The organism is Arthrobacter sp. Soil761, from assembly GCF_001428325.1.
GTDB lineage: Bacteria > Actinomycetota > Actinomycetes > Actinomycetales > Micrococcaceae > Arthrobacter.
Map to the genome: position 1 here is coordinate 85,286 of NZ_LMSF01000009.1, position 18,320 is coordinate 103,605.

Here is an 18,320-nt window from a genome sequence, read left to right on the forward strand (position 1 = left end):
CGGCGGTGCTGATGGCTTCCAAGGAATCTTGCACAGCACAAGCGAAAAAGGGGGGAACGACATGTACTGCCCGTTCTGCCGCAACCCCGATTCCCGTGTGGTGGACAGCCGGATGGCGGATGACGGTTCAGCCATCCGCCGGCGCCGGCAGTGCCCCGAATGCGGCCGCCGGTTCACCACCGTCGAAACAACCAGCCTCTCCGTGATCAAGCGGTCCGGCGTGGGCGAACCCTTCAGCCGCAGCAAGGTCATCAACGGAGTCCGCAAGGCCTGCCAGGGCCGCCCCGTGAGCGAGGATGACCTCGCCATGCTGGCCCAGGAAGTCGAAGAACAAATCCGGGCGTCCGGTGCCGCCGAAATCGATGCCCACGAGGTGGGCCTGGTGATCCTTGGACCACTGCAGAAACTCGACAAGGTGGCGTACCTGCGCTTTGCCAGCGTGTACCAGGCGTTCGAGTCCCTTGAGGATTTCGAAACTGCTATCGCCCTGCTCCGCCACGAGGCCGAAGAGGACGCCAAAGGCCCGGCCGGCAACCCCAAGAGCTCCGAGAAGAGCCCCCTCTAGACTCCGGTGGCGGCAGCGGAGGGGAAGCCGCGGCCGCCACCGGCACCACTCCTACTTGGCCAGCTTGTGCTTCAGGGCGATTTCCAGGGCGGCGCCCACGATGCCTGCCTCGTTGCGCAGGACAGCCGGGACAATCGGGGTGCGGAGCTTGAGGTTGGGAAGGTACTCGTCCGCGCGCTTCGAGATTCCGCCGCCCACGATGAACAGTTCCGGCGAGAACAGGAACTCCACGTGGGAGAAGTAGCGCTGAAGCAGCACGCTGTACTCGTCCCATGACAGCCCGTCCCGTTCCCGGGCCACAGCGGATGCCTTGGATTCGGCGTCGAAGCCGTCAATTTCAAGGTGGCCCAGCTCGGCGTTGGGGACCAGTTTGCCGTCGAAGATGAAGGCCGAACCGATGCCTGTACCGAGGGTGATGACCAGGACCGTGCCGGACACGCCGGCGCCGGCACCGTAGCGTGCTTCGGCCAGGCCGGCGGCGTCGGCGTCGTTGATGACCTCGACGGGACGGCCCAGCCGCGCGGTAAGGAGGGCATCGATGTCGGTGTCCAGCCAGCTTTTGTCCACGTTGGCGGCCGAATGGACCACGCCGTGCTGGATGATCCCCGGGAACGTCACGCCCACGGGAGAGCCGGCTTCAGGAGCCTCGGGGCGCGCAGAAAGCTCGGCCACCACCAGGGCCACGGCCTCGGCCACAGCCTCCGGGGTGGCGGGCTGGGGCGTGGGCACACGGAAGCGCTCACCCAGGAGCTTGCCCTTCTTCAGGTCGACAATGCCGCCCTTGATGCCCGTGCCACCGATGTCGATGCCGATCAGCGGTGCGTTCTTGTGCGGTTTTTCGTCCTTCTTGGCCAATGGGATTCCGTTCGTGTGACAGGGGCGGGCAGGAAAAGGGGCCGCTTGCGCGGCCGGTAACAGGTGTCCGGTCTGCGCCGGCAGCATGCCCGTGCGGGCATGGCCGGGTTACGGGAGGGTGAGGATTTCGGCGCCGGTCTCGGTGACCAGCAGGGTGTGCTCGAACTGTGCGGTGCGCCGACGGTCCCGGGTGACCACGGTCCAGTCGTCGCTCCACATGTCCCACTCCACGGTGCCCAGGGTGAGCATCGGTTCGATGGTGAACACCATGCCGGCCTCGATCACCGTGTTGTACGCAGGCGCGGCATCATAGTGCGGAATGATCAGCCCGGTGTGGAATGCCTCGCCAACCCCGTGGCCGGTGAAGTCGCGCACCACGCCGTAGCCGAACCGCTTGGCGTAGGACTGGATGGCACGGCCAATGACGTTGATCTCGCGTCCGGGCGCCACGGCCTTGATGGCGCGGTTCAGCGACTCCCTGGTGCGCTCCACCAGCAGCCGTGATTCCTCGTCAACGTCCCCCACCAGGAAGGTGAAGTTGGTGTCGCCGTGGACGCCGTTGATGTAGGCAGTGATGTCGATGTTCAGGATGTCGCCGTCCTGGACCACCGTGCTGTCCGGAATGCCATGGCAAATGACCTCGTTCAAGGACGAGCAGAGCGATTTGGGGAATCCGCGGTAACCGAGCGTGGACGGGTAGGCGTTGTGGTCCAGCAGGAACTCGTGGCCCACCTTGTCCAGCTCGTCCGTGGTGACGCCCGGCTGGATGTGCCTGCCCACTTCAACGATGGCCTGGGCCGCGATCCTGCTGGCAATCCGGATCTTCTCGATAGTCTCCGCGGATTTGACCTCGGAACCGGTGAACTTGGCCGGGGCGGGCTTGCCGACATACTCCGGACGGGGGATGGACGCCGGGACGGGACGCTGCGGACTCACGGTACCCGGGGTCAGGGTGCCAATGGGTGCAGTCGAGGCAAGGGAAGGCATAGATTGATCATATAAGGCACCACAGAACGCCTAACAACCGACAAGCGGCGGAGGGCACGCGTAAGTGTTTGTGTTACGTGGATCACCCCGGGCTTTCCCTGTCGCCGGAACGAGGAGCAACGATGACTGAGTACTGGTTCAACATCAAGACCCACGAGGTGGAAGAGGACCGGATGTCGGACTGGAGCCAGCTCATTGGGCCCTACCAGACCCGGGCGGAAGCCGAACACGCCCTGGAAAAGGTCAAAGCGCGCAACGAGGCCTGGGAAAAGGGCGACGACGACTGACCCGTTGGGTGCGTCCGGCCGCGCTGCAGCCGGCTTACCCGGGCGGGTTTAGAACGAGTGCTCCGGGCCGGGGAACTGGCCTGACCGGACGTCCTCGCCATAGGCGGTGGCGGCGTCGAGCAATGTGCTGCGCAGGTCCGCGTACTGCTTGACGAACTTGGCCATCCGGCCGCCCCGCAGGCCGGCCATGTCCTGCCACACGAGCACCTGGCCGGTCGTCGCCTTGCCGGCACCGATGCCAACCGTGGGAACGCTCACTGCCGCGTCGACCGCCGCCGCTGTTTCGGCAGGCACCATCTCCATCAGCACGCAGAATGCCCCGGCGTCCGCCAGCGCGACGGCGTCGTCAATCAGGCGCCGGGCATCGTCGCCGCGGCCCTGGACACGGTACCCGCCCAGGGCGTGTTCGCTTTGGGGGGTGAAGCCGATATGGGCCATGACCGGAATGCCTGCCTGCACCATGGCCCGGACCGTTGGAGCGTAGTACTTCCCGCCCTCGATCTTCACGGCGTGGGCCAGCCCTTCCTTCAGGAAACGGACACCGGCGGCCACGGCCTGTTCGGCGCTGACCTCGTAGCTGCCGAACGGAAGGTCCGCCACCACCAGGGCGCGTTTGGCGGTCCTGGCGACGGCCCGGCACAGGGGGAGCAGCTCGTCCACGGTCACCGGAAGGCTGGTCTCGTTGCCGAACACGTTGTTCGACGCCGAATCGCCAACCAGGAGCACCTCGATGCCGGCTGCGTCAAAGATCTCGGCCGTGTATTGCTCGTACGCGGTAAGCATGGCGAACTTGGTGCCGTCGTTCTTGGCCTGCTGCAGGTGGTGGATGCGGACCTTTGCCGGCTTCCGTTCCGCCGGGGCCGGGGCCGGGGCCGCAGCCGCGGCCGCTGTGCCCGGGCCGCTTCCGTAAGGTGCGGGTACTTCTGCGGACGCGCTGGAGTCGGAGCTGTTGCTGGAGGCCATGGGATGAGCGTAGTGCGGTACCCGGCGTCCTAGCTACCGCGGGCGGCGCCGGTCAAAGGTGATTAGCGTCATAGCGGCGCTTTGGACGGGCGCCAAAGGGCGCTGGAGACCCGGGCGGGGGGCGGCCTGGGCGGCCGAACAGGTTAATGCTGTGTTACGCACGGGGCAGGCTCAAGCATCGGCGCCGAATGATTAGTACAGTGATGATGAACTGCTGCCGGCTTTCCCCTTTGCGCGGGCCCCGGAGCATGAACGTTGACCGGAGAAGAGGCCATCATGGACCGCCAGCAAGAATTTGTCCTGCGCACGATCGAAGAGCGCGACGTACGTTTCGTGCGGCTGTGGTTCACCGACGTCGTGGGTTCGCTGAAGTCCGTGGCGCTGGCGCCGGCGGAAGTCGAGGGAGCGTTCGAGGAAGGCCTCGGCTTCGACGGTTCCTCCATTGAGGGCCTGGCGCGCGTCTTCGAATCGGACATGCTGCTGCAGCCGGACCCGGCAACCTTCCAGATCCTGCCGTGGCGCGGCGAGACGGAGCAGACCTCACGCATGTTCTGCGACATCCTGACTCCCGACGGCGAGCCCTCCACCGCTGATCCGCGCAACGTCCTCAAGCGGACCCTTGCCAAGGCCGCGGACATGGGCTTCACCTGCTACACGCATCCCGAGATCGAGTTCTACCTGCTCAAGTCCCAGGAGCCGGGTCCGGACGGCGCACCCGTGCCGGTGGATGAGGGCGGCTACTTCGACCACGTTCCCGGCGGCGTGGCCCAGGACTTCCGCCGCACCGCCGTCACCATGCTGGAATCGGTGGGAATCTCGGTGGAGTTCAGCCATCACGAAGGCGGTCCCGGCCAGAACGAGATCGACCTTCGCTACGCCGACGCACTGCAGACCGCGGACAACATCATGACGTTCCGCACGGTCATCAAGGAGGTGGCCCTGCAGCAGGGAACCTACGCCACCTTCATGCCCAAGCCGTTCACCGACCACCCCGGTTCCGGAATGCATACGCACTTCTCGCTGTTCGAGGGGGACAGCAATGCGTTCTTCGAGGCAGGTGCCGAGTTCCAGCTGTCCAAGACGGCCCGCCAGTTCATTGCCGGCATCCTCAAGCACGCCCCCGAGTTCACGGCAGTCACCAACCAGTTCGTCAACTCCTACAAGCGCCTGTGGGGCGGCGGCGAGGCTCCCAGCTACCTGAGCTGGGGGCATAACAACCGTTCCGCCCTGGTCCGCGTGCCGCTGTACAAGCCGGGCAAGGGCCAGTCCGCCCGCATCGAGTACCGCGGCATCGATTCCGCGGCCAACCCCTACCTTGCCTATGCCGTCCTGCTCGGTGCAGGGCTGAAGGGCATTGAGGAAGGCTACGAGCTGCCGGCAGCCGCTGAGGACGACGTCTGGTCGCTCAGCTCGGCCGAGCGCCGCGCCATGGGCCACGATCCGCTGCCGGCAAGCCTGCACGACGCCATCCGCTCCATGGAGGACTCGGAGCTGATGCCGCAGATCCTGGGCGAGCAGGTCTACGAGCACTTCCTGCGCAACAAGCGCGCCGAATGGCAGGATTACCGGCTGCAGGTGACGCCCTACGAGCTGCAGCGCAACCTCGGCATCCTCTAGGTGCCAGGCGTGAGCCTGGCACGCCGCCTGATCGCGGCCGGATTCAGCGACCTGGAGAAGGGCGAACGGTTCCTTTCCGCGCGCGAACTCGAGGGCCTGGACCAGGACAGGCTCTTTGCCGGGCTGCACCTTGCGGCCAGTCCGGATACCGCGCTGCAGTCCCTGGTCCGGCTGATCGAAAAGCACCCGCAGCTGCGGGAGCTGGCGGACGCCGAGCCGGAGGCCAGCGAACCGATGTACCGGGTCCTGGGGGCCTCGGAGGCTTTGGGGGAGTTCCTGATCCGGCACCCCGAGCACCTGGAGGCCTTCGAGGTCCGCGCCAGTCCCGAGCCACTGCCGGCCAACCCGGGGCTGTTGCGCGCCACGCTCCTGCAATCCGTGGGGGCCGACCCACGGGCGGCCCGTCCCGTGGCCGCCGTTACCGGCGTGGACGCCTATGCCGCCCTGCGCACCGCCTACCGGCGGGGACTTGTCGATCTCGCCGTCAAGGACCTGTGCGCCGCGGATCCGCTGGACTTCCTGCCATCGGTGGGCGGTGAACTGGCGGACCTTGCTGCTGCCGCCATCGAGGCTGCCCTCGCCGTCTCCCGGGCCGAGGCCGCGGAGCAGCACAGCGCTGCCGATGTGGCCGACGTCGGCCTTGCGGTGATCGGTATGGGCAAGTGCGGCGCCCGGGAGCTGAACTACATCTCCGACGTCGACGTCATCTACGTGGTGGACGCCGGCAGCCTGGAGGACGCCCACGCCAATACCATCGGCACGGCACTGGCGAGCGGGATCTCGCGGGCCATTTCATCAGTGGCCAGGGAGCCGGGACTTTGGGAGGTGGACGCGAACCTGCGGCCCGAAGGCAAATCGGGGCCGCTGGTCCGCACCCTCGCCTCCCACGAGACGTACTACGCCAGGTGGGCGGAAAGCTGGGAATTCCAGGCGCTCCTCAAAGCCCGTGCCATCGCCGGTGATGCCGCCCTGGGCCGCGCCTACGAGGACGCCGTGGCGCCGCTGATCTGGAGCTCGGCCGGCCGCGAGGGCTTTGTCGAGTCCGTCCAGGCGATGCGCCGCCGGGTCACCGAGCACATCCCGGCCGCCGAGGAGCAGCGCCAGATCAAGCTGGGGCGGGGCGGCCTGCGTGACGTCGAATTCACCGTCCAGCTGCTCCAGCTGGTGCACGGCAAGGCGGATGAGACATTACGACGGCGGGACACCACCTCCGCGATCGCCGCGCTGTCAGCCGGAGGGTACATCGGCCGTTCCGACGCTGCCGCCTTCGACAACGCCTACCGCTACCTCCGGCTGCTGGAACACCGGATCCAGCTGTTCCAGCTGCGCCGCACCCACCTGATGCCCGTGGCGGAGCCTGCGCTGCGCTCACTGGCCAAAGCCGTGCTGGGCCCCTTCTCCAACGAGCGGCCCAGCCCGGACTCCCTGCTGTCCGCATGGCAGCGCACCAAGCGTTCCGTCCGTGAACTGCACGAGCGCATCTTCTACCGGCCGCTGCTGAACACCGCGGCCAAGCTCAGCAGCGAGGACGCCAGGCTCACGCCCGAGGCAGCGCAGGGACGGCTGGCTGCCCTCGGCTACCGGGACCCCCAGGGGGCAATGCGCCACATTGAGGCGTTGACGGCCGGGGTAAGCCGCCGGGCCGCCCTGCAGCGCCAGCTCCTGCCCATCCTGCTGGACTGGCTCGCGGAAGGCGTGGACCCGGATGCCGGCCTTCTTGCCTTCCGCCGCGTCAGCGAGGCCCTGGGCACCACGCACTGGTACCTGGGCATGCTCCGGGACTCCAACGCCGCGGCCGAGCGCCTGTGCCACATGCTCTCCAATTCGCGGCTGATCGCAGACCTCCTGGAAGTTTCGCCGGAATCCGTCGCCTGGCTGGGACAGGACAAGGACCTGGTGCCGCTGGGCTTCGAGGCCCAGTGGCAGGAAATCACCGCGAAGATGGCACGGCACGCGGACCCGGAAAGCGCCATGCGCCTGATCCGCCTGATCCGGCGGCGCGAAATCCTGCGCATCGCCATCGCTGATTCCGCCGGCCTCCTGGACCAGGAACGGGTAGGCGGGGCGTTGGCCGACACGGACCGCGCCGCCGTCCTGGGTGCCCTGCGGGTGGCAGAAGGCATTGTCTCCGCCGGCGGCCCGCTCAAGACCACGGTGCTGGTGGTGGCCATGGGCCGCCAGGGCGGCCGCGAGATCGGCTACGGGTCCGACGCCGACGTCATGTACGTCCACCGCGCACTGCCGGGCTTCTCCGAAGCGGAGGCGCAGGAACAGGCCGCCCGCATCGTTGCCAAGGTATCCAGCCTGCTCACGCAGCCGCTGAAGCCTGCCATCATGGCGGAACGTGTCCTGCAGATGGACGCCGACCTCAGGCCCGAGGGCAAGAACGGGGCCATGGTGCGCTCCCTGGACTCGTTCGCCGAGTACTACCGCCGCTGGTCCCTGATCTGGGAAGCGCAGGCCCTGCTGCGGGCACGCCCCATGGCCGGCGACGACGCCCTGGCCGCTGACTTCATCAGGCTCATCGACCCCATCCGGTACCCGGAGTCCGTCTCGGAGCAGGACGTGCGCGAAATCAGGCGCGTCAAGGCGCGGGTGGAGTCCGAACGGCTGCCGCGCGGCGCCGACCCCGCACGCCACCTCAAACTGGGCCGCGGCGGCCTCAGCGACGTCGAGTGGCTGGTGCAGCTGCTGCAGCTCCAGCACGCCGGGAAGCATCCGGAGCTCCGGACCACCTCCACCCTGGAGGCCCTGGCAGCCGCGGCGGAACTGGGCCTGTTGGACGGCGCCGATGCCCGGCTCCTCGCCGAGGCCTGGCGGCTTGCCAGCCGTATCCGGTCAGCCAATGTCATCTGGAGCGGCAAGGCCTCGGACGTCCTGCCCTCCTCGCGCCGCGATCTCGAAGCTGTGGCCCGCTGGTGCGGCTATGAACCGGGCCGCGCCGCCGCGCTGGAGGAGGACTACCTGAGGGTGAGCCGCCGGGCCAGGGCAGTCTTTGAACGCCTCTTCTATGGGCACTGAACCAGCGCCGTGGGTCTGGCTGGTCCCGCTGCGGGACCTTGATTCGGACGCCCGCGCCATCCAGTTGGGCGCCATCGCGGAAATGTCGCTGGTGTCGGGCCAGGACCGCTTCGTCGGCGACCCGCTGCGGATGGCCCTTGCGGGACTGGCGGAAGAATCACGACGGCCGTACGTGGTCGAGGCCGGAGGCAGCGCCGTCGGCCTGTTGACCCTGCAGTCCGGGGCGGCAACGCTTGCAGGCTGGCCTGACGACCACTCAGCATGGCTGCTGCGCGGGTTCCTCATCGACCGGCCCCACCAGGGCAGGGGCCTGGGCACGCTCGCTGCCGCCGCCGCTGTGGAGGCCGGACGCAAGCTCACCGCGCGGCACCAAACTGGCGAGTCCGGCGTCGTACTGTCCGTCAACCAGGAAAACCCTGCGGGCCTGTCCGCCTACCGCCGCGCCGGCTTCGTCGACTCGGGACCGTATACCGGCGGGCCGGCAGGGCCCCAACGAACCATGTTCCGCAGCTTTTCGGCAACGGTACCGGCGTAACTCTCCGTACCGGCATTGCGCTTAGCAAGCGTTTGCCCGATCATGTGGATTGGCGGTGTTCTCCAACCTTGTTGGGGGGAAGGCTGGACAGTCTTCGTTCCGGGGGGCATTCGTCAGGGGGGCCGGCTCCCGGTCTCAGCACGTCTGGAGCCGGGCCCCCACCCAACAGCTGCCGCCCGTGCCACTGAAGGAACGGGCAACGCAAAAGGCGGCCACCGGTTCATCACCGGTGGCCGCCTTTTACTGTTCAGGATTCCTGCTGGGCAGGGCTGGAACTAGACGCCGTAGTAGAGCTCGAACTCGTAGGGGTTCGGGCGCAGGGACAGCGGGCGGATCTCGTTTTCGTACTTGTACTCGATCCAGGTGTCAATCAGGTCCTGGGTGAAGACGCCACCGGCCTGCAGGAACTCGTTGTCCTCGCGCAGGGCCTCCAGTGCTTCCTCCAGGGTGCCCGGAGCCTTGGGGATGTCCTTGGCTTCCTCGGCAGGGAGCTCGTAGAGGTCCTTGTCGATCGGAGCCGGCGGCTCGATGCGGTTGCGGATGCCGTCAATGCCGGCCATCAGCTGCGCAGCGAACGCCAGGTACGGGTTGGAGGAGGGGTCCGGAGCGCGGAACTCGATGCGCTTGGCCTTCGGGTTGGAACCGGTGATGGGGATACGGATACCGGCAGAGCGGTTGCCCTGGGAGTACACCATGTTGACCGGAGCCTCGAAGCCCTTGACCAGGCGGCGGTAGGAGTTCACCGTGGGGTTGGTGAAGGCCAGGACGGCGGAGGCGTGCTTGAGCAGGCCACCGATGTACCAGCGGGCGGTGTCGGACAGGCCGGCGTAGCCCTTCTCGTCGTAGAACAGCGGCTCGCCACCGTTCCAGAGCGACTGGTGGCAGTGCATGCCGGATCCGTTGTCGCCGAAGACCGGCTTGGGCATGAAGGTTACGGACTTGCCCCAGGCGTCTGCGGTGTTCTTGATGACGTACTTGAACTTCTGCAGGTCATCAGCAGCGTGGGTCAGGGTGGTGAACTTGTAGTTGATCTCAGCCTGGCCGGCGGAGCCAACTTCGTGGTGGCTGCGCTCGACCTCGAGGCCGGCTTCGTCCAGTGCAACACACATGGCGTCGCGAAGGTCAGCCTGCTTGTCGGTGGGGGAGACCGGGAAGTAACCGCCCTTGACGGGGGTCTTGTAGCCGAGGTTTCCGCCTTCTTCCTCGCGGCCGGTGTTCCAGTGGGCTTCCTCGGAATCGATCTTGTAGAAGCTGCCCTGCGGGGAGGACTGGTACTGGACGTTGTCGAACACGAAGAACTCGGCTTCGGGGGCGAAGAACGCGGTGTCGGCGATGCCGGTGGAAGCCAGGTAGGCCTCAGCCTTCTCGGCCACGCCGCGGGGATCGCGGTGGTACGGGTCTCCGGTGCGCGGGTTGACGATCGAGAAGTTCAGCGCGAGGGTCTTCTCCATGCGGAAGGTGTCCAGGAACGCGGTGGTGACGTCCGGGATCAGCTGCATGTCAGATTCGGCGATGCCCTGGAAGCCACGGATGGAGGAACCGTCGAAGAGCTGGCCGTTGACGAAGAAATCAGCGTCAACACTCTTGGCGGGGACGTTGAAGTGCTGCTGGACGCCCGGAAGATCGGTGAAGCGGATATCGACGAACTTTACATCTTCGTCCTTGATGAACTTGAGGACTTCGTCCGCAGTCTTGAACATCTATGCTCCTAACGCATATGTAAATATCTGGCATGCAAGCCACATGATCCAGCGCAATCCAAAAGCAGGGAGAACGCGGGGTTTTCCCTGCTGCGTACCTGCCGGGGGATTGCTTGAAACTGCTAACAGACTATGGATGCGGCATTTCCCGTCCGTGTCCGCTTTGTTTCGGGCAGGTTACAGAATGCCCTGCTATGACCACGCTATCTTCCGTCCACACTGTGGTCGAGTCTTATCCACACTGTGGGCGCGCCGCCGTGCCGGGGATCGGTAAGCTTGGACGGTGGTAGATCGCAAAGACATTGGGTCCTGGCTCAGCGGACCGGACACCTCCGGTATTTCCAAATATCCGGGGGAGCGGCTGGGCCTTCCGGAGTCCGGTCCGGGCTCCATTGCCCGGGCGGGCCGCAGGATCGCAGCAATCTGCATCGACTGGGGGATCGCCCTGCTGATCAGCAACTTTGCCTTTGCCGGTGACTCCTGGGCCACCCTGGCGGTCTTCGCGATTGAGCAGATCCTGCTGGTGGGAACACTCGGATACAGCATCGGGCACCGGGTCATGGGCATCGCCGTGGTGAAGCCGGGAGGCGGCACCCCCGGACCCCTCGCGGCCCTGGTGAGGGCCGTGCTGCTCTGCCTGGTCATCCCCGCCGTGATCTTCGATCCGGATCAGCGCGGCCTTCACGACAAGGCAATGAACACGCTCCTCATCCGCCGCTGAGCACCGCGTGCCCCTTCTGCGCGTCCGCCGATTTCCTTAGCCGTTCACTTTCCGGTCCTTGCGCTGCCGGCGGAAGGCCGGCGCGTTGGTGATGACCACGCCGCCGATCACGATGGCGCCGCCCACCAGTTGCGCCGCTGTATGGACGTGCCCGGCGAGGATGGTGAGGACTGCCGTGAAGACCGTAATGAGGTTGAGGAACACCCCTGCGCCACCGGCGGGCAGGACCGTCAGGGCGCGGTTCCAGAGCAGGTAGGACAGCACCGACGGGAAGACGGCGATAAACAGCAGGGACGCCAGCGCGCTGCCGGTTGCGGGAAGGGCCAGTCCGCCTGTCAGGAAGCGGACCGGGGCCAGCAGGGCCACCGCTCCCGCTGCCTGTACAGCTGTGGCCGTGATCGGCGGGATTTTCGGGGCCAGGCGGCCGATGACTGTGTACGCCGTCCAGACAACCACGGCGCCCACCATCAGGACTTCGCCGGTCCCGAAACCGGCGGAGAGCAGCCTGCCGGCATCCCCTCCGCTGATCACGATCAGGACGCCGGCCAGGGCCAACAGGACGCCGGCGACCGACAACGGTGTCAGCCGTTCGCGCAGGAAAACGGCGGCAGCCAGCGTGATGAGAGCGGGATTGAAGGCGTTGATCAGCGAGGCGTTGAACGCATCGGTGTGCTGCAGGGCGACATACAGCAGGAGGTTGTAGCCGAGCAGCCCGCACACGCTGAGCGCGAGAAGCCACGGCCAGGCGGCCAGGACCGACCGCCAGTCTGGCCGCTCCACAAGCCGGGCCATCACCAGCAGCGGCACCAGTGCGATGGCCCAGCGCAGGAGAACCAGGCTCAGGGGTTCAATGCTTTGGACGGCGCCCGCACCCACCACATAGTTGCCGGCCCAGAACAGCGTCGCCCCCAGGAGGGAGAGGACCGCGACCATTCGCTTACGGCCCTGGGCGCGTGGGGAGGACGGCCCTCCCTTGGCTGACGGCTGTGCCTGCAGTCCTGCATCAGAGGAGTCCACGGTCAGTGATGCGTCCGCCTACGCCCGGCTGGACGCAAGTTCAGCGGCAGGCGCTTCTGCCCCCGGGGCGCTGAGGAAACCGCGCCGTCCGGCCCAGCGCTCAAAAAGGAGGGTGGCGAACGGGAAGACGGCGGAGACGCCCGCCAGCAGAGCCACCATGAAGGGCCAGCGCTGCACCCGCCACAGCATCAGCGCGGCAACCCCATAGCCGACAAACAGCGCGCCGTGCACAGGTCCCGCCACCTGGACGCCAAGCTCAGTGGTTCCGGCGATCCATTTGAAGTACATCCCGGCCAGGAGCGCGGCCCAACTGCAGGCCTCGGCCACTGCGAGGATACGGAAGGCGCGGATCACGGTTGTCCTGGGGTTCATGGTCACGTCCTGTCATGGGTGGATGTCTGGGTCCGGCAGTGTGGGAAGGGGTGCGCCGTTAAGGCGCGCAGGCGGTTCAGGCTAGCGGTTCAGGCAAGCGGTTGGGGCGCAAGAAAAAACGCCCCGGCCGGCAGTGCCGGTACCGGGGCGTTCCCACCAGCTAGCGTCCGCGGTTGGGACGGGCCTTGTAGGGATCGATGCCCTTGGGAATGGGAAGCCGGGTACCCATCGAGGCGATGCGTTTGGACACGGTGCTGACTTCCAGCTTGGTCAGTTCATTCTTCATCTTGCCCATGTGCTTGGCCACCTGGCTCAGCGGCACCTGGCCTTCGCCGTGCCCGGTCTGGATGGTGTGCACAGGAACGTTGGGCAGGATGCGCGCCAGGCGCTTGCGCTCAGCATCGAGCAGCGGCTTCACGCGGTGGGCGGGGCCTTCACTGACAAGGACGACGCCGGGCCGGCCCACGGCGCGGAACACGGCATCCTGCGTGCGCGGATTGACCGCCACGGGCTGTTCCTCGGTGATCCAGCCACGGCGGAGCGTGCCCAGGGCAGCGCCGGAGGCGCCGGGCTGGTTTTCGATCTGTGCAAAGGCGGCGCGTTCGGCGCGGCGGGACAGGATGAAGGTGGCCGCCAGCAGGCCCAGCGGAATCCCGATGATCAGGCCGGTAATCCAGTTGTCCAGCCAGAAGCCCACCAGGAAGCTCACTGCCACAACGCCCAGGAACGCCAGCAGCATCAGCCACGGAACCATGGGGTCGTGGCGGCGGGTCATGGTGAAGACCTCGCCGATCTGCTTAAGCCTGCTGGGCTTCTTGGCCTTTGCTTCCTTCGGCTTGCGCGTGAAGAGGCCGCGCTTCACCGCGCTTGAGCCAGACGGGGTGGAGTTGCTGGAGTCAGGGGATTTCGCCATAGTGCCTCAATTCTACGTGACAAAAGCCAAGGGCCGGACGCTGGAATCTTCCGGCGTCCGGCCCTTGGCCAGTTCATGGCAGGAGGTCAGGAATGTGCTGCCAGGAGGGTGGCGGCTTCCTGGCGGGTGGTGCCGGAGTCCTGGATGCCGTCGGCGATGTGGGCGAGTTCRGCGGGGATGTCGCGGCCTTTTTTGCGCATGGCGGTGGCCCAGAGCCGGCCGGCGCGGTAGGAGGAGCGGACCAGGGGGCCGGACATGACGCCGAGGAAGNGCGGGGATGTCGCGGCCTTTTTTGCGCATGGCGGTGGCCCAGAGCCGGCCGGCGCGGTAGGAGGAGCGGACCAGGGGGCCGGACATGACGCCGAGGAAGCCGATTTCCTGGGCTTCGTGCTGGAGGTCAACGAATTCCTGGGGTTTGACCCAGCGGTCCACGGGCAGGTGCCGTTCGGAGGGGCGCAGGTACTGGGTGATGGTGATCAGGTCGCAGCCGGCGGCGTGGAGGTCGCGGAGTGCTTCGCTGATTTCTTCGCGGGTTTCGCCCATGCCCAGGATGAGGTTGGACTTGGTGACCATGCCCAGGTTCCGGCCCTGGGTGATGACGTCCAGGGAGCGGTCGTAGCGGAACGCGGGGCGGATCCGCTTRAAGATCCGGGGCACGGTTTCGACGTTGTGCGCGAAGACCTCGGGGGCGGAGTCGCAGATGGCCTTGATGTGCTCGGGTTTGCCGGAGAAGTCCGGGATGAGCAGTTCCACGCCGGTGCCGGGGTTCAGTTCGTGGATTTTGCGGACGGTTTCGGCGTAGAGCCAGACGCCTTCGTCTTCCAGGTCGTCRCGGGCSACGCCKGTGACRGTGGCGTAGCGCAGCTGCATGGATTGGACGGAGCGGGCCACCTTGGTGGGTTCGAACCGGTCCAGGGGTGAGGGTTTGCCGGTGTCGATCTGGCAGAAGTCGCAGCGGCGGGTGCATTCGGAGCCGCCGATCAGGAAGGTGGCTTCCTTGTCTTCCCAGCATTCGAAGATGTTGGGGCAGCCGGCCTCTTCGCAGACGGTGTGCAGGCCTTCCTTTTTCACCAGGTTCTTGAGTTGGACGAATTCCGGGCCCATCTGGACCTTGGCCTTGATCCACTCCGGTTTGCGTTCCACCGGGACCGCAGCGTTGCGCTGCTCAATCCGCAGCATCTTCCGGCCTTCAGGTGCCAATGTCANGGACCTTGGCCTTGATCCACTCCGGTTTGCGTTCCACCGGGACCGCAGCGTTGCGCTGCTCAATCCGCAGCATCTTCCGGCCTTCAGGTGCCAATGTCACAGTAGAGCTCCTTCAGGGCTCGAAACCAATGCTTCTTCATGCTTGTGGAATTCCTCCACGAACCGGTCCACGATATCCGCGGGCCGAATGTCCCGGCCTGTTTCCAGGGACATGGTGGTCACGCCGGCGTCGGTGATGCCGCAGGCGATGATCTGGCCGTAGGGTGCCAGGTCGTTGCTGCAGTTGATGGCAATGCCGTGCATGGTGACGCCGTTCAGGACCCGGATGCCGATCGCCGCGATCTTGCGGTCGGGGCCCTTGGCGTCAGCCTTGATCCACACGCCGGCCCGGCCCTTGATGCGTTCGGCCTTGATGCCATAGTCCGCCATGACCGTGATCATGATGTCTTCCAGCCGCTCCACGTAATCCCGGATGCCTGCGCGGTTCCTAAGCTTCAGGATGGGGTAGGCAATCAGCTGGCCCGGCCCGTGCCAGGTGAGTTTGCCGCCACGGTCCACCGCAACCACCGGCGTACCGTCAAACGGCCGCTCATGGTCCTCGGTCAGCTTGCCGGCCGTGTAGACGGCGGCGTGCTCCAGAAGCAGGACTGTGCTGGGTGCAGCTCCGGAGACAACCTTGTCATGGAGTTCGCGCTGGGCATCCCAGCCTTCCATGTAGTCAACGAAGTCAGGGGCAAGACCCAGCTGTGAAAACTCAAGAGTCATGGCATCCAGCTTAGACCCCGCAGCCGCACCGGCCCGGTTTAGTGTCCAAGCTCACCGGCGCCCCGCTTTGTGACCGCGGCGGCCACGCCTGTGGATAACTTCTGCAGCAGGGCCGAAACTCGACTAGACATGCAGTATGGACGATGCACAGGCGCCGGAGGTTCCCGGTTATGACGTCGGCAGGTTGCTGGGCCGGGGCGGCAGTGCCGACGTGTGGCTGGCCAGGGAACACAGGACAGGCAGGGATTGCGCGCTCAAATGCTTCCGCGGCGCAGGCCGCCGGTCCCTGGGCAGCACGGCCGTCAGCGAAGAGGATGTGCGGCGGGAGATCCGGATCCTGTCGGTCCTGGACCACCGGCACCTCATCAAGGCGCACGACGTGGTCCGGGTGGCAGGGCCCGGCGGCGGTACGGCCTTGACCATGGATTATGCCGCCGGCGGCTCGCTGGCCCAGTTGGTGTCTGCCCGTGGCAGGCTCACCGTAGGCGAGACGGTTACCGTCCTGACTCCCATCTTCCAGGCCCTGGGCTACCTGCATGGAAAAGGCTTCACGCACTCGGATGTCTCGCCCGGGAACGTGCTGTTCACCGGGCAGGGCAAGCCCATGCTCTCTGACCTCGGCGTCGCCAGGATGCTCGGCGACCCGGGCAGCGCGGCGACCTTTGGAACTGGCGGATTCCTGGATCCTTCCCCCGTGGACGCCGTCCGCGCCGGCCTCCAGCCAGGACGCGATGTGTTCTCCGCGGCGGCCCTGGGCTGGTTCTGCCTCACGGGTGAGGCGCCCGGCCGCACTGCTGATCGTCCGCCGTTGTCCCTTCTGGTTCCAGGTGTCCCCAAGGATCTGGCGGCTGCCCTGGAAGCAGGACTGAACGAGGACCGGAGGCTGCGCCCTGACGCGGTGTCGCTGGCCGCGGCCGTTTACCGCAGCGCCGAACCCCAGCCGGTGGATCTCTCCGATGCCGTCCATCCCACCGTCCTGCCAGAGCTGCTGACACGGCGGCACGTTCCCGGTCCGTCCAAGGGCGGCAGCCTTCGCATGAAACTCCAGGGCATGCGCCGCCGGATGGAAACCTGGCGCTGGCCAGCGCGGCCGGTGCCGGCGCCGAACACCGCCCTGCCGCAGTCAAGCGCCCTGCCGCCGTCCAACGCGGCGCCTGCGCCGCGCGGAAGGCACGCGGATGGGACTGATGCCGGCCGGGGCACTCGGGTGGTGGTGAGTGCAGTCATGCCGGCAGTTGCTGCGTTGGCAGCCGGAATATGGTGGTTGTCCGCGGCCGCCGGCCAGGGGGCGGGCCAAGGGGCGGGGCCGGATGGTCCCGCAGCCGGTCGGCCGCCGGTGTCCGCAGCCGCATCCGGGACTGTTGCCGGCGGGACGGAAGCGGTTGGATCCGTTGACGAGGCCCGGCAGCGGGCAAGGGCTACTGATCCCGTGGTTGCCGTGCAGGGGCTGGCGGCACTGCGGGATTATGCCTTCAGAGCAGGCAGGTTGGAGCTGCTGGGGGACGTGAACGCCGCCGGGTCACCTGCAGCTGCCGCCGACGAACGCATCGCCGGCCAACTCCACCCGTCCGGGCACCGCCTCGCCGGATTTACCAGCACGCTGTCCGGGGTGGCGGCCGAAGACGGGGGGACCCCGGACCGGGCGGTGCTGGCAGTGACATCGGCCACCTCCGGGTACCAAACACTCGATGCGGCGGGTGCTGTGCTGGCAGCGGGGGCTCCCAGCCCGGAACGGCGGCTTCGGCTGGTCCTGGTGTTCGTGGACGGCCAATGGCGGGTCAGCGACATTCTGGCGGTCCGCGCGCCCGGGGAAGGGCCGGGCTAGTACAGCTAGGCGGCGGGGTCCTTGCCGGCCACCCAGCGGGCGGCGTCTTCCAGGCGCCCGTGCTGCCATTGGAATCCGGCCGAGGACAGGACTGCCGGTTCCATCCGCTGGCTGTGCAGCAGCAATTCCTCGCCCAGGCCCGGCATCGCGGTGCGCAGCACGGGGGCCGGGACCCTGAGTATGGCGGGCCGGTGCAGGGCGTGGGCCAGCGCCGCGACGATCGTGTTGACGTTCGCCTGCTCCGGCGCGTTCACATTCACCGCGCCGGAGACCGGTGTTTCGAGGAGGAAGAGGAAGGCGGCCGTAACGTCCGGAAGCGTTACCCAGGGCCAGAACTGGCGGCCGTTGCCGAACGGACCACCAACTCCCAGGCGCAGCAGTGGAAGCAGCTTTCCCAGCGCGCCACCGGAACGGCTGAACACCACCCCGGTGCGGGGCGTCACCACGCGTACCCCTGCCGGCGCCATCAGCGCAGCCTGCTCCCACTCAACGCAGATCTGCGCCAAAGTCCCGGAACCGGCGGGTGCGTCTTCACGCAGGACAGTATTGCCGGCGTCGCCGTAGAAGCCGGACGCCGACTGGCTGATGAAGGTTGCCGGCGGGGCATCCAGCTGTGCCATGGCCTGCACCAGTGTCCTGGTGGGCCCCAGCCGGGAACTGAACAGCTCCGCCACCCGCTTCCGCGTCCAGGGTCTGTCGCCGATTCCGGCACCTGCGAGGTTGACGACGGCGTCTGCCCCGGCAAGGACGCCGGGGTCCAGGACACCGGCCGCCGGATCCCAGCGGATTTCGGTGGCACCGGCAGGCGGCCGGCGGACCAGGGACACCACCGAATGGCCGGCACTGCGGAAGGCTGCGGACATGGAGCTGCCGATGAGCCCGGAGGCGCCGGCCATGACGATATGCATGGTCCATCTCACCACGGCAGCAAGGGCTGTGTACCTCCCGCGGCGCAGGGGAGGGGTTGACTA

At 66.9% G+C, this 18,320-nt stretch carries 16 protein-coding genes and 2 pseudogenes; 7 read left to right on the forward strand and 11 right to left on the reverse strand.

The window, feature by feature from the left end; all coding sequences use genetic code 11:
• Positions 1–61 precede the first annotated feature (61 nt).
• On the forward strand, positions 62–565 hold the full coding sequence (gene nrdR / locus ASG79_RS07405; RefSeq protein WP_056389789.1) for a transcriptional regulator NrdR: 504 nt from the start codon (positions 62–64) through the stop codon (positions 563–565).
• Positions 566–616: 51 nt separating this feature from the next.
• Here the strand turns inward: nrdR and ppgK are convergent, their stop codons facing one another.
• On the reverse strand, positions 617–1,420 hold the full coding sequence (gene ppgK, locus ASG79_RS07410) for a polyphosphate--glucose phosphotransferase (RefSeq protein WP_018771536.1): 804 nt from the start codon (positions 1,418–1,420) through the stop codon (positions 617–619).
• 108 nt (positions 1,421–1,528) lie between these two features.
• A complete protein-coding gene (gene map / locus ASG79_RS07415) occupies positions 1,529–2,407 on the reverse strand; it encodes a type I methionyl aminopeptidase (protein WP_018771537.1) in 879 nt (292 codons plus the stop codon).
• Positions 2,408–2,529: 122 nt separating this feature from the next.
• On the opposite strand from map, the gene ASG79_RS23470 reads away from it, so the two are divergent.
• Positions 2,530–2,694 (forward strand): hypothetical protein, encoded by a 165-nt coding sequence (locus ASG79_RS23470; protein ID WP_018771538.1) that lies wholly within the window; start codon positions 2,530–2,532, stop codon positions 2,692–2,694.
• A gap of 48 nt (positions 2,695–2,742) precedes the next feature.
• Here the strand turns inward: ASG79_RS23470 and panB are convergent, their stop codons facing one another.
• Entirely contained in the window at positions 2,743–3,657 is a 915-nt protein-coding gene (panB, locus tag ASG79_RS07420; RefSeq protein WP_056389792.1) for a 3-methyl-2-oxobutanoate hydroxymethyltransferase, read from the reverse strand.
• A gap of 276 nt (positions 3,658–3,933) precedes the next feature.
• On the opposite strand from panB, the gene glnA (ASG79_RS07425) reads away from it, so the two are divergent.
• The 3 genes from glnA (ASG79_RS07425) to ASG79_RS07435 are packed head-to-tail and all read left to right on the forward strand — an operon-like array spanning position 3,934 to position 8,830.
• Positions 3,934–5,274 carry a type I glutamate--ammonia ligase gene (glnA, locus tag ASG79_RS07425; RefSeq protein WP_026266112.1) on the forward strand — a complete coding sequence of 447 codons (1,341 nt, stop codon included), beginning with the start codon at positions 3,934–3,936 and terminating at the stop codon, positions 5,272–5,274.
• Positions 5,275–5,283: 9 nt separating this feature from the next.
• Entirely contained in the window at positions 5,284–8,295 is a 3,012-nt protein-coding gene (locus tag ASG79_RS07430; RefSeq protein WP_018771541.1) for a bifunctional [glutamine synthetase] adenylyltransferase/[glutamine synthetase]-adenylyl-L-tyrosine phosphorylase, read from the forward strand.
• Positions 8,285–8,830: a GNAT family N-acetyltransferase gene (locus tag ASG79_RS07435; protein WP_056389795.1), complete on the forward strand. Its 546-nt coding sequence runs from the start codon at positions 8,285–8,287 to the stop codon at positions 8,828–8,830. The genes ASG79_RS07430 and ASG79_RS07435 overlap by 11 nt, the downstream gene beginning before the upstream one ends.
• Before the next feature lie 275 nt (positions 8,831–9,105).
• On the opposite strand, the gene glnA (ASG79_RS07440) is transcribed toward ASG79_RS07435, so the two are convergent.
• Positions 9,106–10,530, reverse strand: coding sequence for a type I glutamate--ammonia ligase (gene glnA, locus ASG79_RS07440; RefSeq protein WP_018763577.1), 1,425 nt, complete (start codon positions 10,528–10,530; stop codon positions 9,106–9,108).
• A gap of 283 nt (positions 10,531–10,813) precedes the next feature.
• On the opposite strand from glnA (ASG79_RS07440), the gene ASG79_RS07445 reads away from it, so the two are divergent.
• Positions 10,814–11,251: an RDD family protein gene (locus tag ASG79_RS07445; RefSeq protein WP_018771544.1), complete on the forward strand. Its 438-nt coding sequence runs from the start codon at positions 10,814–10,816 to the stop codon at positions 11,249–11,251.
• Between the two features lie 36 nt (positions 11,252–11,287).
• Here ASG79_RS07445 and ASG79_RS07450 read toward each other — a convergent pair whose 3' ends face one another.
• The 6 genes and pseudogenes from ASG79_RS07450 to lipB all read right to left on the reverse strand — a co-directional run bounded on the left by ASG79_RS07450 (position 11,288) and on the right by lipB (position 15,533).
• Positions 11,288–12,184: a DMT family transporter gene (locus tag ASG79_RS07450; RefSeq protein ID WP_056389797.1), complete on the reverse strand. Its 897-nt coding sequence runs from the start codon at positions 12,182–12,184 to the stop codon at positions 11,288–11,290.
• Positions 12,185–12,286: 102 nt separating this feature from the next.
• Positions 12,287–12,640 (reverse strand): DUF3817 domain-containing protein, encoded by a 354-nt coding sequence (locus ASG79_RS07455; protein WP_018771546.1) that lies wholly within the window; start codon positions 12,638–12,640, stop codon positions 12,287–12,289.
• Positions 12,641–12,800: 160 nt separating this feature from the next.
• Positions 12,801–13,553 carry a DUF4191 domain-containing protein gene (locus tag ASG79_RS07460; RefSeq protein WP_018771547.1) on the reverse strand — a complete coding sequence of 251 codons (753 nt, stop codon included), beginning with the start codon at positions 13,551–13,553 and terminating at the stop codon, positions 12,801–12,803.
• A gap of 86 nt (positions 13,554–13,639) precedes the next feature.
• Positions 13,640–13,823 (reverse strand): annotated as a pseudogene (locus ASG79_RS24060) (lipoyl synthase); the annotation flags it as partial.
• A 1-nt stretch (position 13,824) separates the two neighbouring features.
• Positions 13,825–14,758: pseudogene (lipA, locus tag ASG79_RS07465) on the reverse strand (lipoyl synthase); the annotation flags it as partial.
• Positions 14,759–14,855: 97 nt separating this feature from the next.
• A complete protein-coding gene (gene lipB, locus ASG79_RS07470) occupies positions 14,856–15,533 on the reverse strand; it encodes a lipoyl(octanoyl) transferase LipB (RefSeq protein ID WP_268760735.1) in 678 nt (225 codons plus the stop codon).
• A gap of 127 nt (positions 15,534–15,660) precedes the next feature.
• Here lipB and ASG79_RS07475 point away from each other — a divergent pair, with 127 nt between their 5' ends.
• Positions 15,661–17,349, forward strand: a complete 1,689-nt coding sequence (locus ASG79_RS07475; protein ID WP_056389800.1) for a serine/threonine-protein kinase — start codon at positions 15,661–15,663, stop codon at positions 17,347–17,349.
• Between the two features lie 5 nt (positions 17,350–17,354).
• On the opposite strand, the gene ASG79_RS07480 is transcribed toward ASG79_RS07475, so the two are convergent.
• A complete protein-coding gene (locus ASG79_RS07480) occupies positions 17,355–18,257 on the reverse strand; it encodes a TIGR01777 family oxidoreductase (RefSeq protein WP_056389804.1) in 903 nt (300 codons plus the stop codon).
• Positions 18,258–18,320 lie beyond the last annotated feature (63 nt).